Source organism: Francisella-like endosymbiont (assembly GCF_003069505.1).
Taxonomy (GTDB): Bacteria; Pseudomonadota; Gammaproteobacteria; order Francisellales; family Francisellaceae; genus Francisella.
This window is the reverse complement of sequence record NZ_QAPC01000006.1, coordinates 38,214-64,709: the sequence shown is the minus strand read 5'-3', so window position 1 is coordinate 64,709 and position 26,496 is coordinate 38,214. Positions and strand designations below refer to the sequence as shown.

Below are 26,496 nucleotides of genomic sequence, written 5' to 3'. Positions count from 1 at the left end.
GCACAACCTTGCCAAGGTTGGGGTCGCGAGTTCGAGCCTCGTTTCCCGCTCCATACTCTTTCATGTGTGGCTGGGTAGCAAAGTGGTTATGCAGAGGCCTGCAAAGCCTTGGACGCCGGTTCGAGTCCGGCCTCAGCCTCCAGACTAGCCTGGGTGGTGAAATTGGTAGACACAAGGGACTTAAAATCCCTCGGAGCTTAACCTCCGTGCCGGTTCGAGTCCGGCCCCGGGCACCATCTTATGGTTTCAATAAATATCATCACGTATTACAAGCCTAATAAAAACGATACTTTCAAAAGGTTTATTGTGCTATCTCGTATCATAAAATATCATCTAAACCTACAAAAAAGTACATATTGAGATATACTGTTAATAACAATCATAAGTCTTTTTAGATTATGGCTGGAAAGTTAACAGATATAAAAATCAACAAGCTTACTTTTAAAGATGGTCCAAGTCAGGGAGATGGTAATAGGCTCTATTTTAAAGTAACACCTTCAAATACTAAATCATGGGTATATCAGTATAAATTGAATAAAAGACGCTATACCATGGATTAGGGGTTTATCCCGATATATCTCTAAAACCCGATATATCTCTAAAATAAGCTAGAGAGAAAGCTTTTAAATATAATAGTTTACTAGCTAATAATGAAGACCCTAGAATACATAGAGAGCTTACTAAAACTAAAGATGAGCGTCTGTTTATGAATATAGCAATAAAAGCTATAGATAAGTTAGATATTGGATATGATAGTAAGAAAAGAAAGTTAAGAATATTAAATAAAGATACGAAGCCAGTATTTGGTAGTAGATATATTGATACTATCAAAACATATAAGATTGCAAAATTTATTGAGAAATTTGGAAATGTTCCATAAGCTCAAAGAAAAAAGAAAGATTTATTTTCTAATATTTATCAGTATGCGGTAGCTAGAGGATTTTTTGAGCATAATATAGCTAGATATTAGTGGAGTATTATCTAGAGAAAGAGGGGTAATTACACTTATATAGGCCCTTTAAAACAAAAGGCATGGTTTAGTCAAATGCTTAATGATTTTGACAGTTACCCTGGAGATATTATTACAAAAAGAGCTTTACAAATGTTACTTTTTTAGCCTTTAGGCAAAGTATCGTATTAAATCTTGAGTGGAAAGAAATTAGAGATGATGAACATGGTAAATATTTAGTCATACCGGCTGTTAAAATGAAAGGCTCACAACATGATAAGAGAAAAGACTCTGATTTTGTACAGCCATTAAGTAACCAAGCTTAATAAAATTCTAATGGAATTGAAAGAAAAGTTTTACAAAGGTGATGGTTATATATTTAGTATAGATGGTAAACAGCCTATAACTTTAAATGCTTTGAGCCAAGGGTTACAAAATACACTAGGAGGATATAATGGTTTAGATGAAAAACCTTTTGGTAGAGGGAGTTGCGTTCAACAATTTATCGTCGTGCTAAGGGTATTAATAATATTGTTGCATTTGTTACTGAGAAAGATATTGGTAGAGTTGATTATGAATGGGTAACACATTCGCTCATGCCTAAGTAACTTAATGAGATTGAGACACGAGTTAAATTTGGTGGTTCTGATTGTAAACAACCTTATATGGCATCGCATCTGAACATATCAGCAATGAGTTTTGGTGCATTATCTGCAATGCTATTATGGATTTGAATAAAGGTGCTAATCTTGGTGGTTTTTATAAATGTACGGGTTAAGGGTGACTTGACTAAGTATAATTTACAAGGTGACGATCTTGTATTTCAATTGGTGTACAGGCTATTTTGGTTGTCGAACTAAAGATATGTTCTTAGCGGAGAAATTTGCTGAAAAAGCAAATTTAGATAGTGTTAAGATGATAGAAATTAAGTTATCTCAAGGAGCTAAACCATCTAATGGTGGGATTTTACCAGCAGCTAAGATAACTCCAGAAATTGCCGAAATTAGAGGTGTTGGAATGGATAAAGATATACTATCACTGCCTACTCATAGTGCTTTTTCGACGCTATTAGAATTTTACCATTTCATTAAACGGCTAAAAGATCTTTCTAATGGAAAACCAATTGGCTTTAAGCTATGTATTGGTAGTCATGTCGAGTTTTTGTCCATCTGTAAAGCAATGCTTGAGACAGAAATAAAACCTGATTTTATAACGATAGATGGAGCTGCTGGGGGAACTGGAGCAGCACCATTTAAGTTTTCTCACCATATCGGCATGTCTTTAGAAGATAGCTTAATCTTTGTGCATAATGCTTTAATTGGGTTGTCGCTTACGCAATGAGATTCGTATAATCACAAGTAGTAAAGTAGCTACAAGTTTTGATATGGTTAGGTTATTTGCTATGGGAGCAGATACTTGTAATTCAGCTAGAGCAATGATGCTTGCTATTGGATGTATATTCAGTCACGACAATGTAATAACAACACTTGTCCGGTTGGTGTGGCAACACAAAATCCACGCTTTGAAAAAGCTTTAGTAGTCGAAGACAAAATGTATCGAGTTTATAACTTTCATAAAGCTACAATTCAATTTTATTAGAAATTATTAGAGCTATGTGGCTTACTTCAGCTGATGATGTTGGACCGAAAATCTTAAAAAGCGTATATCTGTTAATGAAATTTAATCATACGCAGATTTGTATGATTTTATTCAAGAAAATTGTTTAGTTGATAGTAACATTCCAGCAAGTTTTGCTAGAGCTTGGGAAAAAGCCCATGCTGACTCTTTTAGCTTATTCAACTATAATTTCAAACCTAAAAATTTATTTTTAAGATAAATATTAATCTTTGTAGTGTTGATTTGCTAAAATAGCTTATATAACTATTGTGATTGACAAAACATGGCATTATATACTTATCCTTCAAACAAATTAGAGTATCTTGTACAGGTTTTATCTAAGCTTTTAGATGTTAAACAGAAAGATATTTTCACACCGACACAGTTAATTATTGGTAGCCGTGGTATGCAACATTGGCTAAGTATGCAACTAGCAGAAAATCGCAATATTGCAATGAATCTTAAATATGACATGATTAATGGTTATATTCTAGATATTTGTTATGAAATAACTGGCAAACAAGAATATAAAAAAGCTTACACAAAGGATATTCTTGTTTGGCGAGTCTTTAAAAGCTTAGATAATATAGATAGCCTTAAACTTAGAGAATACTATCAAGATAGTGACCTTAAAAAATATCAATTAGCAGTTAAAATAGCCGAGGTTTTTTCAAAATATCTATTGTACCGTACAGACTGGTTAGAAGCTTGGGAGCAAAATAAATTCATAAACTTATCTAACCCTGAAGATGATGAGGATTGGCAGATGCAGCTGTGGCAAAATCTAGTTGCACAAGTGCCTGATACACCTTACAAATTGAAAACGCAAGCAACACAAAAGCTTAGTAAACAAAACCTACAAAAGTTAAATATATCAAATGATATTTATATCTTCGGGGTTAATACAATATCACCAAAAAACCTTAAATTTATATTTGAATTAGCTAAGTATATTAATTTACATATTTTGTATATTAATCCATGCAGTGAGTATTGGTATGACTTACACAAAGATAAAATCTCAGTATGGCTAGATAATGATGATTACGAAATTCAGCCACTTTTAGCAAATCTTGGTCAGCAAGGGAAAGAATTTTTTAGAGAACTACTTTTAAATGAAGGTAAACAAGAACTAGAAGTTTTTGAACAGTTTAATACAAGTGAATTAGATTTTACAAAACTTGAGAATAATAATCAAAGTCAGTTAGTTAGCTTACAAAGAAATTTACTTGAGCTAGATTGCCAAAATCACGCTAAACAAAAAGATTTAACTATAAGTATTAACTCTTGTCATAGCCAACTTAGAGAAGTACAAGTTTTGCATGATAAGCTTTTGGATATGATAAAAGCCGATCCAAGTATTAAGCCTCGTGACATTTTGGTAATGTGTCCAAATATTGGAGATTATTCACCATATATTGATAGTGTTTTCTCAAGATATCCAACAGATAAAAAGCTGCCTTGTTCAATAGCAGATAGGACACTTCTCGATTCAGAACCTTTAGTAGCTAGTTTTATTGAGCTTTTACAGTTACCAGAGAGTAATTTTGAAGTTAATAAAATACTAGATTATTTATCTGTGCCAGCAATCCAACAGAAGTTTAAAATCTTTGATGAGCAGCTAGAAACTATTCGTTATTGGTTGAAGCAGGCATGTATTCACCATAGTAATAATGACCAAACATTTTCATGGAGTTGGGGATTAAAAAGGCTGATTTTTGGTTTTAGCTATAATGATAGTAGCTGTATTATTGATGATAAATTAATGACTGTACCAGTTATTGAGGGAAGTGAGATTACCGAGCTTAGTGGATTATATGAGTTACTAGAGCTTTTAGAAGAGTACTCTCAAGAGTTACTTCAAACAAGAAGTCTTGCAGCATGGCAAGATTATCTTTTAGAAATGTTTGATAATGTTTTTGATATCTTCCAAGAAGAGCAATATATCGCTAAGAAAATAAAAGATATTATCGCAAAGACAGTGACAACAGCTAAGAATATATTAGCTGATAAAGAGATTGATTTATATACAATTAGATATTATTTAATTTCTCAATTATCAGAACCAATTATAAATAACCATTTCTTAAATGGAAAAGTTACTTTTTGCTCAATGACACCAATGCGCAGCGTACCGTTTAGGATTATAGCTATGCTAGGACTGAATAATAGTAAATTCCCACGCCAAGAATCAGCTATTAGTTTTGATCTAATGGCAAGACTTGGTAGAAAAACAGGTGATAGAACTAAGCGTGATGATGATAGATATTTATTCTTAGAGTCAATTTTGTCAGCGAGGGATTATTTGTATATAAGTTATATTGGTAGGAGTGTTAAAACAAATACAGAGCAACAGCCAAGCTTGATACTTAAAGAGTTGATTAGCTACTTACAATCAAATTATGATTTGTATACACTAGATGATGAAGCTAAAGATAAGAAAAAGCCTAAATCTGAAATAAAAAATATAACAAGTGATATAAAGGAATACCCAATACATGCTTTTAGCCCCAAGTGTTATTCAAATGAATATAGAAGTTATGATGAGGCTTGGTTGAAGCTATTACAAGCACGGTCTATAGCTTTTTATGATGACAAAAAACTACCCCGTCAGTCTACGATTACTAAACCTGTGTACCAAAGGCGAATAGGTACTAGTATCCTTCCGTCAGGCTTGACCATGGAATCCATAAATGATGGTAGTTATAGTAAATTACTACAAAATCTTACTATATCAAAATTAGCAAAAATATTTGATAATCCACTTAAAGCTTATGCAAATTATGGTTTAGAGCTGTATTTAGAAGATAACTTTGAAGAGTTAGAAGACAGTGAGCCATTTGATGTTGATGGTCTAGTAAAATATAGTTTAAAACAAGAACTATTTGATGTCTTAAGTGCTAATAAAGATAAAAATCTAACAATAAAAACAGCTAAACTAAGTGGTAAGTTTCCAGAATCTGTACTTACTGATACTGAGATTGACTTAGAAGTTGAGAATATCCAAAAGCTACTAGGTACTATCGATTTAGCTAGTTATGAGAGTAAATATTTTCATAAAGAAATATTAGGTTATGAGTTAGAAGCTAATTGTTATATTAATGATAATCAAATCCTGTTATCTACACCATCAAGTTTAAGTATAAGAAAGAAATTTGAACTATATTTAACAGCGCTATTAGTAGCATATATTGAGCAAAGAGATATTTTTGCAGTTTATTATGGGCTAGAAAAAGACCAAATAAAAGAATTTAGATTAGAAAATATCGGCTATACAACAGCTAAAGAAATGCTAGAGCATTATATAAATCAAGCTGAGCAGATAGTAACTAAACCTAAACTAGTATATTTATCTTTGGTTGAAGCTATTTATAATCCTAAAAATAATACTGATAAGAAAAAACAACTAGCTTGGCGAAATGTAATAAAGTCTTCAGAGCATAATTTTAATGCTCTAGAAGATGATAGTTATTTCAAGCTTTTCTATAATGAGTTTCCAACTATAGAAGATTTTGAAGGTGAAGAGTTTTACAGAGAGTTTTTTGAGGTTATTAATGAAAATCAACAATAAACATTCTACTACGCCACAACTATACAAAACATTTATATAAGCTTTGAAATAGCAATAGCTGGTTGTATATGTTTTTTATTAGGTTTTTATATGTCAAGCTTGTTGCATCGTAGTCAATCAATTATTGGAGGATTTTGGTGTTTGATTACAGTTTCAACAATCTTACAACTAAGTATTAGAGACTCGTATTTGGCTGCTTTTCAAATATTAGTAGGCTCTGTGATTGGTGGTGTTACAGCATTTATTTTTACATGTATTTTAGGACTATTATGTTATGATTTTAGCTGTAGCTATTAGTGTTTTACTCACTGCTAGTCTGCACCTTGAGAATGCTATCAAAATGAGTAGTGCTAATGCTGGGGTGATTGTAGCATTAGGGTTATATCAACCTAGTTATTCACCATTTTTAAATACTGGTTTGCGTTTGATAGAAACTTTTAGTGGTACAGCAATAGCATTATTTTTTATATTTGTTAGTAGGATTTTTAGGATAAGAACAGATAACTAATATATAGATTTAACTATTTTAATAGGATTAAAAAAAATAATAATGAAAAACCTAGATGCAAAAACAATACCTTTACAAGGTCGCCACATAATAGAAGCAAGTGCTGGGACGGGTAAGACTTATAATATCACAGATATATATATTCGCTTACTACTAGAAAAGCAGTTGTTACCAAGCCAAATTCTTATAATGACATTTACCAAAGATGCTACACAAGAGATTATCGGTAGGGTTGAAGGTAAGATTAGAGGTGTATTAGATGATGTATCTAAAGATAAGCAAGTTAAAGTTTCGATAGCAGGTCAAGAAACACTAATTCAAAAAGGTGATGAAAATTACAAGCACCTAAAAAAAACATTGCTTGAGATAGATGAGGCAGCTATTTTCACAATTCATGGTTTTTGTAAAAAGGTTCTAAGTGAACAAGCCTTTGCTAGTGGTATCGAGATGGATGTATCTATGGAGGTTGATACTTCTAATATTTTACAAAAGGTAGTTGAGGATTTTTTTAGAAAAAATATCAATAAAAACCAGACTAATTTTGAGTATCTAAAAGCTTACGGTTTCCATACACCAGAGAAATTTTTGGGTAGGAATAGTTTGCTAAATTTTATTAGGTCTAATTATGAGATTTTGGTAGATAGTTTTGAGCAGGAAGTTGACAAATTAATAAAAGAGAAAAAACAGGTTTTTGATAATTTAGAAATTAATAAGGCTTTTATTTTTGATAACCTTGTTATTAAGCATAAAGATAAGGTAAAAAGAATTGAAGAATGGCAGACTATAGAAATCTGGGCTAATGATAATAAATTAAGCTTGATGCCTAAAGATGTTTCTGACTTCATTAATAGTAAAAGATATTCTCGCCATGCACAAAAAGAACAATTAATAGAAACTTTTGAAGAAATTAAAGCTTTAAAAGATAAATATTCAGATATAAAAGATTTAGAAGAATATAAAAAACAGTTTGAAGCAGCTCGATTTATTCAACAAGCCTGCCTACGAATCCGCCAAGATTTTGCAAAAGCTAAAGAGCAAAAAGGTGTCTTAGACTTTGACGATTTAATCACTAAGCTTTGCCAAAGTGTCAAAAAATCACCTGATTTAGTCAAAACTCTACAAACTCAATATCCAGTTGCTCTTATAGACGAATTTCAAGATACAGATGCCCAGCAATATGATATATTAGATACTATTTACCCACAAAGCAATAAACTATCCCGTCAGTCTGCGACTGCCACCCCTTCGTACCAAAGGGGAATAGATGGGTTATTGTTACTTATGATAGGTGATCCAAAACAGGCTATTTATGGCTTTAGAAATGGTGATATTTTTACATACTTAAAAGCTAAGAATAGTTGCCCTACAGAAAATCAATGGAGTATGGATACAAACTGGCGATCTACTAGAGAAATGATAAAAGCATACAATCGTCTTTTTTATACCGAAGATTATCAAGAAGAAGGTGTTATTTGTAAAGATATCTTTAGTCAGGGGATTGATTATCAGACTGTCAAAGCCTCATCGAATGCTGATGAAAAAGCACGAGACTTTGAAGATAATCTTAAGCCGATAAATTATTTTTATTATCAAGTAGAAGAAGGTAATAACAAAAACGATATTGATACAAAATTATCTGCATGGATAGCAAATGAGATTGTTAGATTATTAAATTCTAAAAAGATAGCAGAAAATAATATTGCAATACTTGTAGAGAATGGCACTCAAGCAAAAACTATTCAGCAAGCATTACGCAAGCAAAATCTTAGTTTAGTTTATCTAAGCCAAAGAGATAATGTCTATCATAGTCAAGAGGCTAAAGAGATATTAGCTCTTATGGAAGGTATCAATAATCTTGAGAATAAATCTCTTTTTAAAAAGGCGCTATCAACTAGTTTACTTGGTGGTACTGTAGACAAAATGCTTAAATATCTTGCTGAAGATGATGTATCAGCTTGGGATGAGCAAATAGAAAAAGCCAAAGAATTACGCAGCAAATGGCATAAATATAGCTTTATGACATTTATAATGCAAGTTATACATGAGAGCTTTACTCAAAGAGGTGACTCTAAAGAACGAACTATTACAAACATTCTACATCTAGCGGAGCTTATAAAAGTAGCTGAGAATAAATATAAACATCCAAATCAACTAATTAAATGGTATCGTCAACAACTCAAAAATACTGCTAGTAGTGAAGCTGAGTTAAGATTAGAAAGCGATGATAATCTTATCAAGATAATTACAATTCATGGCTCAAAAGGACTTGAGTATTCGGTTGTATTTGTACCATTTGCAAGTTATGTAAGTCCTGCAAAGTTTAAAATAGATAAATATTATGATAGCAATTTAAAGCAAACCGTTTATAAGCTTGGTAATAATGAAGCTATAAAAAAGGCTATTGAAAAAGAAACTATTGAAGAGCTAATGAGATTATTTTATGTAGCAGTTACTCGTGCTGAGCATCGATGTTATATAGGAGTGGCAAAATATCGTAATAGTGAAAAGTCACCATTAGCACAATTTTTAGGCTATCAAAAAGATGATAGTTGGCTAGAAAAAATACAAAAAATTATATCTAATCCAGCTAATCAAAGTTTACTAATAAATGTTGCAGATACTCAAAATATTAGATTAAAAAAATCACAGTACGAAGTCGAAGCTCTTGATTATAACACTTTGAAAGCAAATGATATTAGCAGTTTAGAAAATGATAATTGGGAGATGTTATCTTTCTCAAAAATATCCAAATCAAAAACTCAAAATGCAGTTTTAGAGAAAGAAAATGATGAATCAGAGGATGATAAAACTCAAGATTTAAACAAAAAATTAGAATTTAGATTTACAGCTTCAAAGGGAGCTGATATTGGTAATATTTTGCATAATGTTTTAGAACATACAGATTTTAGCAGTGGACAAATTGATGATACTCTTTTACAAGAGCAAATCGCTAGATATAAGGTTGTTGCTGCAGAAGATTTTAGTGATTTAAAAGCATGGCTAGAAGAATGTTTAGAAGCTCTAATTAATTATATAGAGATAGAGGATGACACAAAAACTAGTTTCTGTCTAAAAGATATTCTAAATTCAAAAACATTAAAAGAAGCAGAATTTTACTTCCCAGTGACAAATGAGAAACTTTATAAAACGCATATTATTAAAGTTCTAGAGAAATATCGTAAAACAGTTCAGGCCATCCCATCAGACTTGACCACACAATCTATTAATTTTGATTTAAACAATATATCAAATACTAAAATCTTTGGTATGTTACATGGTTTTATAGACTTAATTTTTGAGCATAACGGTAAATATTATGTTGCTGACTATAAGTCAAACTATCTTGGTGATAAACTAGAAGACTATAATCAACAAGCTATACAAGAAAAAAATCAAAGTAGTTTATATGACTTGCAATACTTGATATATAGTGTTGCTCTAGATAAATATCTGCAACAAAATATTCAAGATTATAGTTATGAAAAGCATTTTGGTGGAGTGTATTATTTTTATCTTCGTGGTATGAAAGATGGCTTTGGAGTCTATAAAGCAAGACCACCCTTAGAGATTATTAACATCTTAGTTAACTTGTTTAATGGAGGTGAAAATGTATAAAACCTTCCGTGAAGCTAGTAAGAAACTAGCAAGTATCAAAGCTGTAGATTTTTTCTTTGCTAGAGAGGTGCTAGAGTTAATTAATTTACAAACTAGTTCTAGAAATAGTTCTGCTAGAGATATTCTATTTCATCTTCTAATCGAACTTATGTCAGCTTATAGTCATGGTCACAGTTGTATAAAAATAAGCAACTTGGCTGACAAGACTATTTTTGCTTGTGACAAAGATCAAAGTAAAGCAGGTTTTAAGCTACCAAGTTACCAAGAAATTATAACTATTCTAAAGTCTTTGGATTATACAAAACTACCTATTCATTTTGCTAAAAAATATAACTCTTTATATATCAAGAGATTATGGATATATGAGAATGAAATAGCCAAGTTTATTAGGCAAAAGACAGCTGTAAATACCGTAGATATTAATCAAATCAATCAACTTGTAGCTAAGCTCTTTGAACATAATCATGAGATTGACTGGCAAAAACAAGCAGTTATCAAAAGTCTAAGTTATGATTTTAGTATTATTTCTGGGGGACCAGGTACTGGTAAAACAACTACAGTTGCCAAACTTTTGCTAGCTACACAAATGCTTAATCAAAATCAGCAGAGAATAGCACTTCTAGCTCCTACAGGTAAGGCAGCACTGCGTATAACAGAATCTTTAAGATCAACTATTAAAAATATTAATGCCAAAGATTTGGATATTGACGATATTATTGATGTTTTATATAAGCTAGAAGGGCAGACTATTCACCGTTTTTTAGGCTTACGACCAAATTCAACCTATATTAGATATAATCAAAAGTCAAGAGCTCCTTATGATGTAATTATTGTTGATGAAGCTTCGATGCTTGATATTAATATTTTTATCAAATTAATACGTGCTGTTGCCGAGAATACTAAATTGGTTTTAATTGGTGATGCTAATCAGTTACCTTCGGTAGAAGCAGGTAGTCTTCTAGCTAATTTTACAGTTGCTAGTGATACAACTATTACAGCTTATACAACACAACTGCTCAAAAATTATCGTTCACAACAATATATAAATAACCTTGCTAATGATGTATTAGCTGGTTATATAGATCGACAAAAATATCAGAATGATAGCATAAACTTTTATGATCTAAAAAGCTTAGTCAGTTGCCTAAAAGTATATGCAGGTGAGTATAAACAATTAGAAAAATGTCATGACTATAAACAAGCTTTAGTTGAACTATGTAAGTTTAGAATACTTGTAGCAAATAAAAACTTAGAAATCGGCACTGATAAGCTAAATCAAAAGATAGAAAAGCTAATTGGTAAAACAATAGACTCTAATTACAAAGGCAAACCGATTATGATAACTCAAAATAGCTATTCGCTTGGTTTGTTTAATGGTGATGTTGGGATTATCTGGCCAGATGCTACTGGTAAGCTTCGCGCATATTTTGATGGTAAACAAGATAAAGCTTTTAGTCTTAATATGCTACCTAAATATGAGAGTATTTATACTATGACAATCCATAAAACTCAAGGCTCAGAGTTTGATGAGGTTGTGATAATACTTCCGGCACAAGATAATGAGGCTCTAAGTAAACAGCTATTGTATACAGCTATTACACGAGCTAAATATAGGTTAACAATTATTAGTCAGTATCATAATCTAAATGCGATAATCCAAAAATCAATTTATAGATATTCAAATATAGCTGATTTAGTTAATGATTGTGTTGAGCTTGATAATTGTTAATATACCTCTCAGCATTTAGACCTATTTGATATATTTTTTCAAGACACTGTTGTTGAAATATCAGCTTATATTGATATACACAGCTTACTAGTCCTCCTGTATTAACGATATAATCAGGTAAAACTAGCGTATTATTATCGTTAAGTATTTTCTGTGTTTGGCTGTTCTTAAAAGGGTTATTCGCAGCACTAACAAATATTTTAGTGTTTATAAGTTTTGCTTGATATTCAGTGATGATATTTGATGTAGCTGCTGCTATAAAGATGTCACTAGGAATTTGATATATCTCATCAGCGGCGACAACATTAACATTTAGCCAAGTATTTTGCGCTAATTGGCATCTATCAATAGCTATATCTGTAGCATTAATAGTTACATTAGGTAATTGTTGTTTGATTAGTTTAATTAGATTTAGTCCTACTTTACCAAGTCCTTGAATACTAATACAACTATCAGCTAATGAACTAAATTTGTATTTATAACAGCATTTGATTGCTTGAAATACACCAAGAGCTGTATAGTACGAAGCATTATAATCTCTATCGTTAGAGCCTTGATGAGACAGGTGACAAATTAGAATATTTAGCAATTAGACTCATATCTTGACAGCTACTACCTATATCTACCGCTGTTACATACTCACCATCAATATTATTAATAGCTAAGGCAAAATCTTTTAGAAGTTGTTTTCTATCTTTATTTTTTGAGACATAGATTACCGCTTTAGCTCCAGACATATCAAACCCAATACTATGAGCTTTTTGTTGCATAGTATGCGCTAGTGATTAGTGATAAAGCTAAATTAAAACCTTTGTTATCAAAATCTTGTTCAAGAATTCTGACACCTCCTATAGATGGCCAACTACCCTTATTAGCAAATAACGCAATATAACCAAAGGGTTGATTATCACTTGTTAATGTAATTAATCGGGTATTCCATTGGATATTTGGATACATTATTTATTCATCTCCCAAATTATTCTTAGACCATGTAATAATAAATCGGTGATAATAATGTCAAAGTATTGCTCTTTTTCAAACAAATGAGCATATCCTCCTGTTGCTATTAATATTGGTGTTTTGTCTGCAAAACTTTCTTGAGAAATTCTACTAATAATTTCTTTAACAGCACCTAGCTGACCGTATATTAGCCCTGACTGGATTTGTGTGATAGTTGTCTTACCTAGAGCAGAACTAGGGCGAGAGATAGTCACATTAGATAGTTTTGCAGTTTTTTGTGATAAGCTTTCCATTGAAAGATTAATCCCTGGTAAGATAACACCACCGATATAGGCTTTGTTTTCTGAAATAGCACAAATAGTTGTTGCCGTGCCAAAGTCGACAATAATAATATTTCTCGATGGAAAATGAGAAATAGCCGCAATCGAGTTTGCAACACGATCTGCACCTAAATCTAGAGGGTTTTTGATATCAAGCTTTAATCCTGTTTTTATCCCAGGTTTAAGCTCAAGTGGAGTGATACCTAAATATTTTTTACACGCTGAGTTAACTGAATACTCTAAGTGTGGAACCACTGATGAAAGCACAACTGCTTCGATAACTTCTACATCAAGTTTTTTTCTCTCGAAGAATGAAAGTAAAAATATACCCAAAGTATCAGAAGTACAAGGTGTAGTTGATGGATACCTAAAATTATATTTGATTTGATCTCCTATAAAGATTCCACCAAATATATGCGTATTACCAATATCTATACATACTATCATTTGTTATTCTCCAGTTTTTAGATCAACAAGTTTAGGTTTTATACTTTCTTTAGTAGGATCAATCTGTGCATAAGTGATTATAAAAATTTGATCACCTATTTCACACTTTCTCGCAGCTGGGCCATTTAATACTATAGTTTTACTATTAACTTGACCTTTTATTACATAGATTTCAAGACGCTCGCCATTGTTTAAGTTTATTACTTGGACTTTTTCATTTTCAATAATATTTGCTTGTTTCATTATCTCACTATCAATAGTTATACTGCCAACATAAAATAAATCTTTGCCACTCATAGTAGCGTATGAGATTTTTGATTTTAAAACTGAAATTAACATGATGGTCCGATCTCCTTTAAGAAATTATCAATTAAACGTACTTTGCCAATATAAAATGCTAAAAATATTCTCTTATCTAACTCATCGATATACTCAAGTTTTGCGCCAGTAGCTTTAATTTTGTCGATAAGATTTTCTAAGTTTGAGAAATCATCTTGTTTGAGGATTTTATAAACTGCTTTAGCAATTTCTCTATCTGTTGCTGAGAGATTTTTATTTCTAGAGCTAAGTGGTAAGCCAGATGGTTCTCTTTGTGTAGGACAATTAATAACCTTAATATCAATAAAAAAATCTTTTATAAGCTGCTTAATTAGTATAAGTTGTTGGTAGTCTTTTTCACCTAAATATAAATTATCAGACTTAGTTATTTGCAGGAGTTTTAACACAACAGTCAACATCCCACTAAAGTGTCTAGGTCTAGCTTTACCTTCAAAAATATTAGCTATTGCAAGCTCAGGTTCTATTTTCAGCAGGTTACCATCTGGGTAGATATCTTTTTCACTTGGGTTAAATAATACATCAACATCTAGTGACTTTAATATTTGTGTATCTTGCTGTAACTGATTAGGGTATGTTTGGTAATCATATTGATTATTAAACTGTGTTGGATTTACAAATATACTTACAATAACTACATCATTTTCTGCTTTAGCTTTGTTGATTAAGCTAACATGACCATTATGTAAAGCTCCCATTGTAGGTACAAAACCTATTTTTTGTTGTTTGATAAGGTTATTTCTTATTGAACGAAATTGTTGGATATTATTAGCAATAATCATAACTATGCTCCTTAGTAGGGAAGATGTTGTCTTTTGTTTCTTTAACATATGTATTTATAGCATCAGAAAATAACTTTGAGGCATCTACATATTTCTTAACAAACTTTGGTTGAAAGCCAGTATTCATACCTAGCATATCTTGGAGTACCAAAATCTGACCATCGGTATCTACACCAGCACCGATACCTATAGTCGGGATTTCTAGTAATTGTGTAATTTGTTTGGCAATTTTTGCAGGTATACATTCTAGTACTAATGCAAAACATCCTGCTTGTTCGAGAAGTTTAGCTTCTTCAAGTAAGTGTTTAGCAGCAGCTTCAGTTTTACCTTGGACTTTAAATCCGCTAAAGCTATTTACAAACTGTGGTGTCATACCAATATGTCCCATTACTGGAACACCTGAATCAACAATATGCTTTATACTATCTGAGTTTCCTGCTGTACCCTCAAGTTTGATAGCATGAGCTCCTGACTGTATCAACGTTGTTACAGCTTGCATAGTTGTTTCTAATGATTGACGATAACTCATAAATGGTAAATCAGCAATTATAAGCTTATCTGTAGCGCCATTAGCTACTGCTTGAGTCATAAACTGCATATCAGCTAGAGTTGTATATGTGGTATTTTTTTTACCAAGTAATACCATACCACCGCTATCACCAACAAGAATACAATCTATATCAGTAGTGTTTATAATTTTAGCCAAAGTGTAATCATAACATGTGATCATCGATATCTTTTTTCGATTAGCTTTAGCTCTTTTGAAGCTTAGAATAGATTTCATCTTTTATCCTTAAATGAAAATTGGTTAACAATCACTTTAAAAAAATCATAGAAATCATCACCAACTAAAGCCTCGAGATCTTTTTTTAGTGTGATGTTATCACCTCGTGCAATTGGTCCAGATAGGGCATGATGATTTTGTTTGATATTTTTAAATGTGGTTTCTAAGAAAGGTGTTAGATAGTCTGCTTTTATATCAAAGCGATTCTCCATTTCAGAGTAAAATTTTTGCCAAATCAATGTGGTTACATTGTTAGCTAAGACACATAGCGCATGATAATAAGCTTTGTCATCTTTACTAATATAGAAATTAGCATTAGGTAGCATAGGTAAAAGCTGACTAAAAGCGATATTTTTATTAGTAGTTATAAAAGTGATAGATTTATACTCGGCTAACGAATATAAATACTTGTTTGGAAAACTCTGTAACGGGTGAGCTGAGTAAGCATTTTCAATATTCAAAAGTCCTGAAAAATGAACTATTATTAACTTATCTAATCTATTTAAGAGGTGCTTTTGTATAAAACTTTGTATCTCAGCATCTTTGATTAAAACTAAGACATGAGTTGCATTATCTAGTAGATTATCAAGACTAACTAACGAATCATTTCGTGACCATTGTTTAAAATCTAATTTTAAGCATTCAAAATAGTAGCACATATGTGCTGCTACATTGCCGTTGCCGACAATGACATATCTAGGTACCTGTTGCATAAATCAAGTCCATTTTAATAATTAAACTAAAAGTGTTATTATTGCCTAGCAAACTAGGTCAATATTTTTGCAAAGTATAAGTGTTGTGTATACAATTTTATTTTTGTAATGCCGATTTATAACATATCACTAAATACTTAGCAATTTTTTAACAGCAATATCAATAATTTTTAAGATGATTTTATAGTCTTTTTAAAGAAAGAATAATTGACAAAAGATTATAATTTAAAAAGGTTTTCATCTTATGCAAAAGCAACTAAATTAGTATAAAATAGCTGCTATAAAATAATTATTTAAGATATTCATTTTAATGACTCCAAATGATTTTTTTTCTATAAATTACGGTATTTTAGCTAAAATAGAATTAAAAGCTTATATAGACAAATTAGCTGATTATCTTAGTCAACACAGCCACTTGTACCATACCTTGGATAAGCCAGTTATTTCTGATTCGGAATACGATAAGCTATTTAGACTACTTCAAGATTTAGTAGATGACAATCCTGAATTTAAACCCATAAATTCGGTACTAGATCGTGTTGGTGGTAAGGTTTTAGCAGCGTTTGAGACTGTCAAGCATAAAAAGAAAATGACATCTCTAGCAAATGTCTTTAGTCTTGAGGAGCTGCGTGATTTTTATGACAAAATAGAATATGATGTTGAGCTTGAATGTGAGCCTAAAATGGATGGGTTAGCTATTAGTATTTTTTATAAAAATGGTGAGTTTGCTTATGCTGTAACACGTGGAGATGGTATCCAAGGTGAAAAAGTCTCCGAAAATGTCAAAACTATTCGTAATGTCCCACTTAAACTAAATACTCCAAATCCATCACAAGAACTAGAAGTACGCGGTGAGATTATCTTAGATAAGCAAAGTTTTTTAGCACTTAATGAGTATATGCAGGCACATGAGAATAAGACTTTTGCAAACCCACGTAATGCTGCTGCTGGTAGTATTCGTATGCTTGATTCTCGAATTGTTGCAAAACGACCACTTAAGCTTTATAGCTATGGTATAGGCTATTTTTCAAAAGACTTTTCTCATCCTCAAACTCAGTTTGAGCTAATGCAGCTGCTACAAAGTTTTGGTTTTACAATTAGTGATAATATGTTTTTGGCAAAAAACTTTGCAGAAGTTGAAGAGTATTATCGTAACATGAGTCATCAGCGTGCTGATTTAGCTTATGATATTGATGGACTGGTTTTTAAAGTCAATAATATTAAGCTACAAGATACTATTGGCTACACAGCTAGGGGACCAAAGTGGGCTGTAGCATATAAATTTCCAGCTGAAGAAGTTGAGTCAGAAATTGTAAATGTAGAGTTTCAGGTAGGTAGAACTGGGGCTATTACTCCAGTTGCAAGACTTAAGCCAGTAGCCGTTGGTGGTGTTATAGTTTCAAATGCTACATTACACAACATTAATGAAATAAGACGCAAAGATATTCGTATTGGTGATAGAGTAATAGTGCGTAGAGCAGGAGATGTAATTCCAGAGGTTGTTAAAAGTTTAGCTAAATATCGTAAGCCAGATGCACAGATAGTCGAGATGCTAACAATTTGTCCAGTATGTAACTCAGCAATTGAAAATATCAATGATCAAGCTATACATCGTTGTACAGGTGGCTGGCATTGTCAGGCGCAGACTACAGAGAGACTTAAGCATTTTGTATCGCGCAAGGCTATGAATATAGATAAGCTTGGTGATAAGCTAATCGAACAGCTCGTTGCTGCAGATTTAATCAAATATCCGGCTGATATTTATAAGCTTAGTTTTGAGCAGTTATTTAATTTAGAGAGAATGGGTGCTAAATCATCGCAAAATGTCCTAGACTCTATCACAAAAAGCAAAACTCCAAACTTAGCAAGATTTATTTTTGCTATTGGAATCAAAGATATTGGCGAAGTATCATCAGAGGCTTTAGCAAATCATTTCGGTAGTTTACAAATTTTTCGTCAAGCTAGCTTTGCTGAGCTTATAGAAATTAATGATATTGGTGAGATTATGGCTAATAATATTGTTTCATTTTGGCAAGATTGTTTAAATATTAAGATTGTAGAAGAACTTCTAAGTATTGGGATTGAGATAAGAAACCCTCAACCACTAGAGCAAAATCATAATACTAATTTTGCTGGTAAAACAGTAGTAATTACAGGTACTTTTAACAATTATAATCGTACCGAGCTTACGCTGCTGCTAAAAGCTATGGGAGCAAAAGTTACTTCAAGTGTTTCTAAGAAAACTAATATGGTTATTTGTGGTGATAATGCTGGTAGCAAACTTACAAAAGCCCAAGACTTAGGTGTAGAAGTTATTCTCGAAGACAATCTACAAGATTTACTATGAATATTAATAACTTAAAAAAAGGTGATGTAATATTTATAGTTGATGAGGCTGAAAAGGATATTTCAAGTTTGGCTACTAGTTTTGGAGGTTATAGTTATTATCATTGTGTTTTTATATATGGTGGATGGCCAAATTATTGAAGCTGTGACAGTCGCAGGAATTATAAAGGCTAAGTTATCTAAATATTTAGGTAAAAAAACTCTAGTTGCGCACGTATCAGAAAGTATTAATTTTTTAGAAACTATAATTGCTAATGCTAAGGAATTTATAGGTTTTTCTTATAATGCTTTATTTTTGCCCGATACAAAATGCAAGCTTTACTGTTCAGAATTAATTCATGTAGCTTATAATCGTACAAGTAATTCAAAATACTTTACACAACATAGACTTAATTATATTGCGGATGATAATAGTGCAGTATCTCAGTATTGGTTTGATTTTTATACTGAATATGGTTTAAAAGTTCCTCAGGCACAGTCAGGGTCATATCCAAATAATTTATCATTAGATGATAAATTTACTTACAAAGTTTTTTTAAAGTGGTGTCTAATATAGTTTACAACTTTAGTAGTTTGACATAAAATTTGCTAGCGGATACTCGTATTAAAGCATTTACACAACTAAAGGATTGATATGGAAATAAGAGAAGCCACAGCTAAAGATTTTGATGATATCGTATATATGGTCAGAGTATTTATTGAACAATTGTCAGTTTTTTACTACTAATGAGATAAATAATCAAGGAAAGTTGGTAGTAGATAAATACCTTAATGATCCAACATTTAAAAGCTTTGTATTAACAGCTGAAGGTCAAGTCATTGGGTTCTCGTGTATAAAAGATAATGAGATACTATTTTCAACTGTTGAGTCGAGGTTTTTAGGTAAAGGTTTTAGAAGCTTTATGCTTAAATATTTGTTAGAGAATTATAGTGTTGATACTGCATATGTATATAATGCAAATATCCAAACCTTAGCTTTTTATACATCGATTGGATTTATTATTGAAGATAGAATAGAAGATATTATTTTCTCTTCGCAGAGTATCATATAAATAAGTTAAAGCTTTCCGGTATTCCTCAAGAAATAGCCCAAAAATTGCTGCTAAGAACAAGAATTTTTCTTAAGTAAACAATAATAAAAGCCATCACCACCTTGTTGAGATAGTAGTATTTGATAGCCGCAATTAATTTTATATTTTTCAAGGATGTCTATATCAATAATTTCAGCATCACTATTTTTAGCTAAAAAGTCTTTTATTTGTTGTTGATTTTCTTCTGCTAATATTAAACAGGTGATATATAGTAAGTAACCATTATTGCTGAGGTTATTATTCCATAAGTTAGCTAAAATTTTACTTTGTAAGATTTTGATAGCTTGAATATCCTCTGGCTTTCTTATTATTTGATGTCATGGTTTCGCCTTATAGTTCCTAGGGCAGAGCATGGGGCATCAAGGATAATTTTATTAAATTTTCCAGCTAGAGGTAGAGTCAAATCGTGTTTAAAAACATTAACATTATTATTTTTAGATAACCTAGTTAAGTTTTCTTTAAGAAGCTCTAAACGCTTATCAATAATGTCTATAGCAGTAATATCAGCTTGTGGAGCACATTCTAAAATATGCGAAGTTTTACCTCCAGGACCAGCACAAGCATTAAGAATCTTATCATCATTTTTAGCTTTGATAATATAGCCTGCATACTGTGCAGAGATATCCTGTATTGTAAAATAGCCTTGTTGAAATAGCTGATTGTGTTTTATATCTATAGCTTGATCAAGCTTTATACAATCCTTTAGATCTGTAAAAGAGTATATTATTTTATTTTTCTCAAAATAATCTAAGACTTTCTTAGTATCTTTAGCTTGATTTAGACGAATAAACATATCAGCTTTTGTATTAATTGCTTGAGCTATCGCTAGATACTGTTTAGGATACTGTTTTTTAAGCGTATCACTAAGCCATTTAGGCATATCTATTGCTTTATTTTGATTATAGATGTTAGTTGTATCCTCGAGATTACGGGTAATTTCTCTTAGTATTCTATTAATGAGTTTCGTTGCCCAGATAATTTTGAGATTTTTACAAGCTGCTACAGTTTCATTAATAATTGCGTAGTAGGGCTGCTTGATTTCAAATATTTGTAATGCTCCAAGCATGATTAAAACTTTAGCTTTTATTTTAGTTTTTTGTTTTAGATATAAACCAGCTATCTTATCTAAAGAGTAGTAGTTTCTGAAAAACTCATAACACAAAAGTTTAACGAAAGATTTATCTTGCTCAGATAAGTTATGGCTAAGAAGTTTTTGCTCAATGGTTAGCAGAGAATATTTATTATCAAGAATATCTAAAATAGTCTTAGCTGCAACAGCACGGGTATTCATTATTTTATGTGTTTTGCTAAAATCTTAATAAGCTTTGGTTGGATTTTCTTATTACCAGCAATAATCAAACCAGTATTAATGTTATTTGTACCGTGTATATCTGTAACTATAGCACCTGCCTCTTTCACAATTATATATCCAGCAGCTAGATCCCATACTTTTACATCGCCACATGCCCATAGACCATCAATATATCCTGCTGCTAGGTATGCCATATCCATAGCAATACTTCCAGAATATCTATATCCTGATATTACCTGTTGAAGCTTAATTAGCTCTGCAATATAGCTATCGTTAAGTATTTTACGTGAATATTTTAATGATGCTGAAATCAAAGTGTTCTGTAGATTTTGGCTTTGAGCAACTCTTATCTTTTTACCATTAAGTAGAGCTCCTTGTCCTTTGTAGGCACAAAACATCAGATCTAAAAAAGGATTATAAATAACACCTAGAACTATTTCATCATCTTTTTTAGTAGCAATTGATATACAACAGTGTGGTAAACCATGAACAAAATTATTAGTTCCGTCTATTGGATCAATAATCCAAGTAAAACGACTATCTTTGTTACCAAACTCGCCGTTTTCTTCAGTTATGAAGTAGTCATTAAAACCAGATTTTTTGATGTTATCAATAATAAAGTTCTCAACAGCAACATCAATATTTGATACAGTTGTGTTATCAAGTTTTTGAGAAATTTTGATAGAGCTTAGGTCATTTTGTGCTTGAAGAATAATTTTGCCAGCTTTTCTGGCAATAGTTGTTGTAGCATTAAGAATAGGTTTCATTGTTGCAATATTATCAAATTATTATTTTTTAGATATAATACATTATTTAGTCTCAAAATAGGATAGCTTTGCTTAAATAAGCGATTAGATTATGCTAGTTATACCATAAGTGATAGCTATACCACCAAAAAATAACCAAGCAAATAAGATTAGTACAAGAAGGAGTGGTTTAATCCCTGCTTGGATAAACCTAGATACATGAGTTTCTAATCCTAGTGTCCCCGTCCATTGCTATAGCTAGTAAAAATTGATCAGCTACTCTAATGCTATTAACAGTCGCCCCAAGTAAAAGATCAAGAGAGTTAAATCCTACGACTATTATAAAACCAATTGTAAACCAAGGGATAATTTTTTAATTGATCTTTTCTGGGGTTTTGAGCCACTTACTTCACTAACAGTAGTGGCTGATTTAGCTATCCATATACCTATCACAATTAACATAGGCGCTAGGATCATCACACGAATCATTTTAACTGTAACAGCTATCTCTTCCGCATGTGGACTTACGCCATTACCAGCAGCTACAACTTGAGTTACTTCATGGATTAGAGCCACCAGCAAAAATATCATATTGAGCATCACTCATATGCCCTAAAAGCCCAGCTAAACCGACAGATGCGATTAACTGAAATGTTAGGTTAAAACCATAAAAAATTATTACAAATCTAAGAATTTTTTGGCAATAAAAACAATACCTTATTTCCACTTATGGATAATTTTGCTTATTGGAGTATGAGTCAAAGCCATATCTAAAACTATTCCTATAATCAAAGGGCTAATACCAAGTTCCTTAATAGCAGAAATCTTTGCGATAAAATATTCAATACCAGCAAGAATAGCCACTAGTAGTACACCGAAAATCATTGGTTGAGTTAAGTGTTTTTTCATAGTTATTTATAAGTTTAATTAAATCAATTTTGTATAACTATACATTATAGATTTGTAATTTTGTAACAAAAAGAACTTATATGATTTATTAGTAAAATTGATACAAACGCCTAAGCATTCTTTTGCTCTTTTGAGAAAATAATCGCCAAGATAACAAGTATGAAAGATATTATATAAAAGATTACTACAGCATGCATTACACTAGTTAAGCCAAAGTATTGCTTTATAAAAGCTCCAGTAGTAGTAGAAAGAGCTGTTCCAGTTGTACCAAATAGAAGTATAGTTGTAATTAAAGTTGATGGAGCATTTTCCATTTGAAATGTTCCATAAGCTAGCAGCCCAGCATAAATATAGCAGTTAAATAGTCCAAAAATAATTGCAGCCTTAAATACGATATCCATATTTGGTATATATAAAATACATGATAATGCAATTAGCCCAACTAGCATGAATGTTGGCAGGATGTATTTTAATGGGATAAATCTAGTTATTATTGGGCTAATAAACAAGCCACCACATTGTGCTGTCCAAAAATAAGAAAGTGGCTTGTTTGCATCAATAGTACCCCAGCCAAGTATTTCTTGGAAATATGATTGAGCATAGCTAGTCATAATTATTTGAGCTAATAAGAATAAGAAGGCTGCAAAAGCGACACAATACAAGCTAAGATTCCATGTTGAGAAATTTAAACTTGGTTTTATTTCTTTGGTGATATTGTGGCAATTAAGTGTCGTGAAATCTGAAAATATTACTAAGACTAAGGTGATTACCGCAGTTATTTGTAATATTAGATAAATAGTATACCACTCAAAGTGTTGGGTGATTAGATAAGCAGCGAATATTGGTACTAAAGCTCCACCAAAGCTAAAGAAAAAGTCAGTAAAAATTACATTCATTGCTCTTATTTTATGGTTATTGTATATATGTACAATCATATAGCTAGCAATAGCCATAAAAAGACCACCAGTTATACCAACGCAAGTAAGTAGTATTTTAAGAGTAAACATTGATGGGATTATAGTAGTGATTAATGATGATACAATCCCTATCGCTACCGCAACAATTAGTAGCAACTTTATAGAGAATCTATTCATTAAAATGCCTATAATCAATATTGTAAACCACATTGCAACATTGATAAATGTGAAAGCAAAGCCAATATTACTGTTATGAAAATATTCTAATAATGGCTGCATCACCGCACCTGTCACTAGCACTACATTTGCAGTGTAAAAATAACAAAGGTAACAGATAAATGTTATAAGAAGCTTATTTTTTAGTGATGATGAATTGTGTATTGTACTTTCCATGTTTAAGTTTTAGATAATAAGTATGTGAAAGCACTATTTTTGCATATACAGCTATTTTTAGCAAGGTCCTAATTTGTTATTCTTTATACAAATAATACTTAATCATAAAAGTTATATAATTATGGAATTTGCTAAAATAATTTGGGAAAAAATACACCTAAGTCTGCATCTTTTAATGATTTTTATTTTTCAACCCGATCTGGTATACAGGAGAGTATTTACAATTTCTTAGTATATAATCATTTACAACAGAGATTTTCTCAGTTACAAAAAAATCAATACTTTAGAATTTGTGAAGCAGGTTTTGGTAGTGGTCTTAATTTTATCCTGACAATGAATCTTTGGCATAAATATGCTTGCAAGGATTCTCAACTAGAATTTATCTCATTTGAGAAGTTTCCTATAGCACTAAATGACCTTGGAGAAATACTCAAGAATTTTGATGAGTTAGATGATTATCGAAATTTTCTCGAGCAATATAATCCTCTTGAGGGTTTAAATATTTATGAGTTTGATAATATTACCCTTAAGCTAATAATCGATGATGTTAATAATATTAATCACTATAGCCTTCCATTTATAGATGCATGATTTCTTGATGGTTTTGCACCAAGTAAAAATAGTTGTATGTGGAGTGATAATTTTTTTGAGAGTATTTCAAAACTTTGCCACAATGACAGTAGCTTTGCAACTTTTACAGCCAGTTCTAAAGTAAGAAAAACATTACAGAAGTATGGTTTTGAGGTAAAAAAAGATAAAGGCTTTGGTAATAAAAGAGAAATGATGTATGGAGTATTTAGAGCTTCGCAAGTTCTTGGATATGCTTGATAGCATCAAAACTATTGAAATGGTATTTGGCAATTTTTTTTGATATAAAACGGGGTCATCTTCGATAAATTCTTTGATCTCTTGTAGCATCTCCACGCGCAATAATAGCACCACCTGTATTTGATGTTTTAGGGCCAGATGCTAGAAATATTCCATTAAGTATAGCCATACTCAAGAAATTTCTATGTGAGGGTCTAATTTTGGCTTGTCTCTTCTTGTGTAACCAAGTAGTGTAGATCAATAATATGGATTTGCATATTTCTTCCTTAATTTTTGTACAAAAAAACCACACTTGGTGGCTTATCGAAGATCAGCTAAATATAGTGAACTACTGGTACTTAGATTTTTTTGAAAATTACAGATCCATTTGTGCCACCAAAACCAAAAGAGTTATTAAGTACATAATCAATTTTCATCTTCTTAGCAGCATTTGCAGCATAGTCTAAGTTACAACCATCATCTAAATTATGCAGATTGATTGTAGGTGGAGCTACTTGATCTCTTATTGCCAGTACACTGAATATTGATTCAATAGCACCAGCTGCACCAAGTAAGTGCCCAGTCATTGACTTTGTTGAACTCATAACTAAATCTTTTCTATATTGACCAATTACTTTTTCAACAACTTGTGACTCTTGAACATCCCCTAGTGGAGTTGAAGTACCATGTGCATTGACGTAATCTATCGCATCAGGGTTATTTTCAAGCCCAGCATCAGCTAAAGCATTTTGAATACATCTTTCTTGTCCTGGAGCATAAGGCATAGTCATATGATAACCATCTGCAGACATACCAAAACCTATAACTTCTGCATAGATTTTAGCACCACGAGCTTTTGCTCTTTCATATTCTTCTAGGACAACGACACCAGATCCATCACCAAGCACAAAGCCATCTCTGTCTTTATCCCAAGGACGTGAAGCACTTTGTGGATCGTCATTACGCGTTGACAATGCTCTAGCAGCAGCAAATCCACCCATACCAATAGCATTACTTGCTTTTTCAGAACCACCAGCAAGCATAGCATCAGCATCACCACTAGCGATTAATCTAGCAGCCATACCAATGTTATGAGTACCTGTAGTACAAGCCGTAACGATTGGTACATTCGGACCACGTAAACCATGATTTATTGAAATGATACCAGACAGCATATTTACGATTGAAGATGGAATACAAAACGGTGAAATTTTTGAAGGTCCTTTTGTATCTATTACAGCTTTAGTAGTTTCTAAAGTCTCGATACCACCGATACCAGAACTAACACAGACCCCGAACTTATATGAATCTTCTTCAGATACTTTATCAATACCAGCATCTTTAAGAGCTTCATTAGCAGCGGTAATACCATAATAGCAGAAAGGATCCACTTTTTTTGCGTCTTTTTTACCTACAAGTGCATCTACATCAAAATTTTTAATTCTTGCTGCAAATCTAACTTTAAACTCGCTAATATCAGGAGCAGGTGTATTAAAACCAGTTATAGTTTCTACACCACTTTTACCAGCTAGGATATTAGCCCAAGTCGTAGGGGCATCATTTCCTAAAGGTGTTACCATACCTAAGCCAGTAACAACTACTCTACGATTAGATTTCATAATTTAAATTAACCTGTTTATAATA

Annotated in this window: 17 protein-coding genes, 2 tRNA genes and 8 pseudogenes; 13 read left to right on the top strand and 14 right to left on the bottom strand. The window is 31.9% G+C overall.

Annotation, left to right across the window (positions count from 1 at the left end; all coding sequences use genetic code 11):
- Window positions 1-68: 68 nt before the first annotated feature.
- From C9379_RS08445 to recD, 9 genes and pseudogenes are all read left to right on the top strand, one after another.
- Window positions 69-142 (top strand) — tRNA-Cys (locus tag C9379_RS08445).
- A gap of 5 nt (window positions 143-147) precedes the next feature.
- Window positions 148-236: transfer RNA gene (locus tag C9379_RS08440), tRNA-Leu, on the top strand.
- A gap of 162 nt (window positions 237-398) precedes the next feature.
- Window positions 399-560: an Arm DNA-binding domain-containing protein gene (locus tag C9379_RS08975; RefSeq protein WP_143385226.1), complete on the top strand. Its 162-nt coding sequence runs from the start codon at window positions 399-401 to the stop codon at window positions 558-560.
- Window positions 561-706: 146 nt separating this feature from the next.
- Complete coding sequence (locus tag C9379_RS08435; protein ID WP_318263442.1) at window positions 707-880, top strand: hypothetical protein; 174 nt, start codon at window positions 707-709, stop codon at window positions 878-880.
- 534 nt (window positions 881-1,414) lie between these two features.
- Window positions 1,415-2,786: pseudogene (locus C9379_RS08430) on the top strand (glutamate synthase-related protein); the annotation flags it as partial.
- A 63-nt stretch (window positions 2,787-2,849) separates the two neighbouring features.
- A complete protein-coding gene (gene recC / locus C9379_RS08425) occupies window positions 2,850-6,137 on the top strand; it encodes an exodeoxyribonuclease V subunit gamma (RefSeq protein ID WP_143385225.1) in 3,288 nt (1,095 codons plus the stop codon).
- Window positions 6,121-6,645: pseudogene (locus C9379_RS08420) on the top strand (FUSC family protein). The gene recC and the pseudogene C9379_RS08420 overlap by 17 nt, the downstream one beginning before the upstream one ends.
- 42 nt (window positions 6,646-6,687) lie before the next feature.
- Window positions 6,688-10,260 carry an exodeoxyribonuclease V subunit beta gene (recB, locus tag C9379_RS08415; RefSeq protein WP_143385224.1) on the top strand — a complete coding sequence of 1,191 codons (3,573 nt, stop codon included), beginning with the start codon at window positions 6,688-6,690 and terminating at the stop codon, window positions 10,258-10,260.
- The gene (gene recD / locus C9379_RS08410) at window positions 10,253-11,989 is read left to right on the top strand and encodes an exodeoxyribonuclease V subunit alpha (protein WP_143385223.1); all 1,737 of its coding nucleotides are present in this window, start codon (window positions 10,253-10,255) and stop codon (window positions 11,987-11,989) included. The genes recB and recD overlap by 8 nt, the downstream gene beginning before the upstream one ends.
- Here the strand turns inward: recD and C9379_RS08405 are convergent.
- From C9379_RS08405 to C9379_RS08370, 8 genes are read right to left on the bottom strand one after another with little or no spacing between them, the layout of a single operon-like run.
- Window positions 11,958-12,578 carry a Rossmann-fold NAD(P)-binding domain-containing protein gene (locus tag C9379_RS08405; protein WP_343377586.1) on the bottom strand — a complete coding sequence of 207 codons (621 nt, stop codon included), beginning with the start codon at window positions 12,576-12,578 and terminating at the stop codon, window positions 11,958-11,960. The two genes, recD and C9379_RS08405, sit on opposite strands and share 32 nt — an antisense overlap.
- The gene (locus C9379_RS08400) at window positions 12,535-12,759 is read right to left on the bottom strand and encodes a hypothetical protein (RefSeq protein WP_143385221.1); all 225 of its coding nucleotides are present in this window, start codon (window positions 12,757-12,759) and stop codon (window positions 12,535-12,537) included. The genes C9379_RS08405 and C9379_RS08400 overlap by 44 nt, the downstream gene beginning before the upstream one ends.
- On the bottom strand, window positions 12,740-12,946 hold the full coding sequence (locus C9379_RS08395) for a hypothetical protein (protein WP_143385220.1): 207 nt from the start codon (window positions 12,944-12,946) through the stop codon (window positions 12,740-12,742). Before C9379_RS08395 ends, C9379_RS08400 begins: the two co-directional genes overlap by 20 nt.
- Window positions 12,946-13,716, bottom strand: coding sequence for a type III pantothenate kinase (locus tag C9379_RS08390; RefSeq protein WP_143385219.1), 771 nt, complete (start codon window positions 13,714-13,716; stop codon window positions 12,946-12,948). Before C9379_RS08390 ends, C9379_RS08395 begins: the two co-directional genes overlap by 1 nt.
- Window positions 13,717-13,719: 3 nt before the next feature.
- Window positions 13,720-14,055: an aspartate 1-decarboxylase gene (locus C9379_RS08385; RefSeq protein ID WP_143385218.1), complete on the bottom strand. Its 336-nt coding sequence runs from the start codon at window positions 14,053-14,055 to the stop codon at window positions 13,720-13,722.
- Window positions 14,049-14,834: a pantoate--beta-alanine ligase gene (panC, locus tag C9379_RS08380; RefSeq protein ID WP_143385217.1), complete on the bottom strand. Its 786-nt coding sequence runs from the start codon at window positions 14,832-14,834 to the stop codon at window positions 14,049-14,051. The genes C9379_RS08385 and panC overlap by 7 nt, the downstream gene beginning before the upstream one ends.
- Complete coding sequence (gene panB, locus C9379_RS08375; RefSeq protein WP_143385216.1) at window positions 14,821-15,618, bottom strand: 3-methyl-2-oxobutanoate hydroxymethyltransferase; 798 nt, start codon at window positions 15,616-15,618, stop codon at window positions 14,821-14,823. Before panB ends, panC begins: the two co-directional genes overlap by 14 nt.
- A complete protein-coding gene (locus tag C9379_RS08370; RefSeq protein WP_143385215.1) occupies window positions 15,615-16,331 on the bottom strand; it encodes a DUF2520 domain-containing protein in 717 nt (238 codons plus the stop codon). Before C9379_RS08370 ends, panB begins: the two co-directional genes overlap by 4 nt.
- 310 nt (window positions 16,332-16,641) lie before the next feature.
- Between C9379_RS08370 and ligA the strand changes: the two genes are divergently transcribed.
- From ligA to C9379_RS08355, 3 genes and pseudogenes are all read left to right on the top strand, one after another.
- Window positions 16,642-18,678 (top strand): NAD-dependent DNA ligase LigA, encoded by a 2,037-nt coding sequence (gene ligA / locus C9379_RS08365; protein WP_143385214.1) that lies wholly within the window; start codon window positions 16,642-16,644, stop codon window positions 18,676-18,678.
- Window positions 18,675-19,233, top strand: a pseudogene (locus tag C9379_RS08360) (YiiX/YebB-like N1pC/P60 family cysteine hydrolase). Before ligA ends, C9379_RS08360 begins: the two are co-directional and overlap by 4 nt.
- Window positions 19,234-19,311: 78 nt before the next feature.
- Window positions 19,312-19,802: pseudogene (locus C9379_RS08355) on the top strand (GNAT family N-acetyltransferase).
- On the opposite strand, the pseudogene rsmB reads toward C9379_RS08355, so the two are convergent.
- From rsmB to tsgA, 4 genes and pseudogenes are all read right to left on the bottom strand, one after another.
- Window positions 19,780-21,059: pseudogene (gene rsmB / locus C9379_RS08350) on the bottom strand (16S rRNA (cytosine(967)-C(5))-methyltransferase RsmB). The pseudogenes C9379_RS08355 and rsmB overlap by 23 nt on opposite strands.
- Window positions 21,059-21,847 (bottom strand): inositol monophosphatase family protein, encoded by a 789-nt coding sequence (locus C9379_RS08345; protein WP_143385213.1) that lies wholly within the window; start codon window positions 21,845-21,847, stop codon window positions 21,059-21,061. Before C9379_RS08345 ends, rsmB begins: the two are co-directional and overlap by 1 nt.
- An 84-nt stretch (window positions 21,848-21,931) precedes the next feature.
- Window positions 21,932-22,735 (bottom strand): annotated as a pseudogene (locus C9379_RS08340) (YeiH family protein).
- A gap of 110 nt (window positions 22,736-22,845) precedes the next feature.
- Window positions 22,846-24,045: an MFS transporter TsgA gene (tsgA, locus tag C9379_RS08335; protein WP_143385212.1), complete on the bottom strand. Its 1,200-nt coding sequence runs from the start codon at window positions 24,043-24,045 to the stop codon at window positions 22,846-22,848.
- Window positions 24,046-24,166: 121 nt separating this feature from the next.
- On the opposite strand from tsgA, the pseudogene mnmC2 reads away from it, so the two are divergent.
- Window positions 24,167-24,873, top strand: a pseudogene (mnmC2, locus tag C9379_RS08330) (tRNA (5-methylaminomethyl-2-thiouridine)(34)-methyltransferase MnmC2).
- On the opposite strand, the pseudogene C9379_RS08970 reads toward mnmC2, so the two are convergent.
- Window positions 24,842-25,130 (bottom strand): annotated as a pseudogene (locus C9379_RS08970) (YciI family protein). The pseudogenes mnmC2 and C9379_RS08970 overlap by 32 nt on opposite strands.
- Window positions 25,131-25,211: 81 nt before the next feature.
- Entirely contained in the window at window positions 25,212-26,471 is a 1,260-nt protein-coding gene (gene fabF / locus C9379_RS08325; RefSeq protein WP_143385211.1) for a beta-ketoacyl-ACP synthase II, read from the bottom strand.
- Window positions 26,472-26,496 lie beyond the last annotated feature (25 nt).

Coding starts and splice junctions, on each gene's coding strand:
- C9379_RS08975 (WP_143385226.1), top strand. CDS start 399: ATGGCTGGAAAGTTAACAGATATAAAAATCAACAAGCTTACTTTTAAA.
- C9379_RS08435 (WP_318263442.1), top strand. CDS start 707: ATGAATATAGCAATAAAAGCTATAGATAAGTTAGATATTGGATATGAT.
- recC (WP_143385225.1), top strand. CDS start 2,850: ATGGCATTATATACTTATCCTTCAAACAAATTAGAGTATCTTGTACAG.
- recB (WP_143385224.1), top strand. CDS start 6,688: ATGAAAAACCTAGATGCAAAAACAATACCTTTACAAGGTCGCCACATA.
- recD (WP_143385223.1), top strand. CDS start 10,253: ATGTATAAAACCTTCCGTGAAGCTAGTAAGAAACTAGCAAGTATCAAA.
- C9379_RS08400 (WP_143385221.1), bottom strand. CDS start 12,759: ATGCAACAAAAAGCTCATAGTATTGGGTTTGATATGTCTGGAGCTAAA.
- C9379_RS08395 (WP_143385220.1), bottom strand. CDS start 12,946: ATGTATCCAAATATCCAATGGAATACCCGATTAATTACATTAACAAGT.
- C9379_RS08390 (WP_143385219.1), bottom strand. CDS start 13,716: ATGATAGTATGTATAGATATTGGTAATACGCATATATTTGGTGGAATC.
- C9379_RS08385 (WP_143385218.1), bottom strand. CDS start 14,055: ATGTTAATTTCAGTTTTAAAATCAAAAATCTCATACGCTACTATGAGT.
- panC (WP_143385217.1), bottom strand. CDS start 14,834: ATGATTATTGCTAATAATATCCAACAATTTCGTTCAATAAGAAATAAC.
- panB (WP_143385216.1), bottom strand. CDS start 15,618: ATGAAATCTATTCTAAGCTTCAAAAGAGCTAAAGCTAATCGAAAAAAG.
- C9379_RS08370 (WP_143385215.1), bottom strand. CDS start 16,331: ATGCAACAGGTACCTAGATATGTCATTGTCGGCAACGGCAATGTAGCA.
- ligA (WP_143385214.1), top strand. CDS start 16,642: ATGACTCCAAATGATTTTTTTTCTATAAATTACGGTATTTTAGCTAAA.
- C9379_RS08345 (WP_143385213.1), bottom strand. CDS start 21,847: ATGAAACCTATTCTTAATGCTACAACAACTATTGCCAGAAAAGCTGGC.
- tsgA (WP_143385212.1), bottom strand. CDS start 24,045: ATGGAAAGTACAATACACAATTCATCATCACTAAAAAATAAGCTTCTT.
- fabF (WP_143385211.1), bottom strand. CDS start 26,471: ATGAAATCTAATCGTAGAGTAGTTGTTACTGGCTTAGGTATGGTAACA.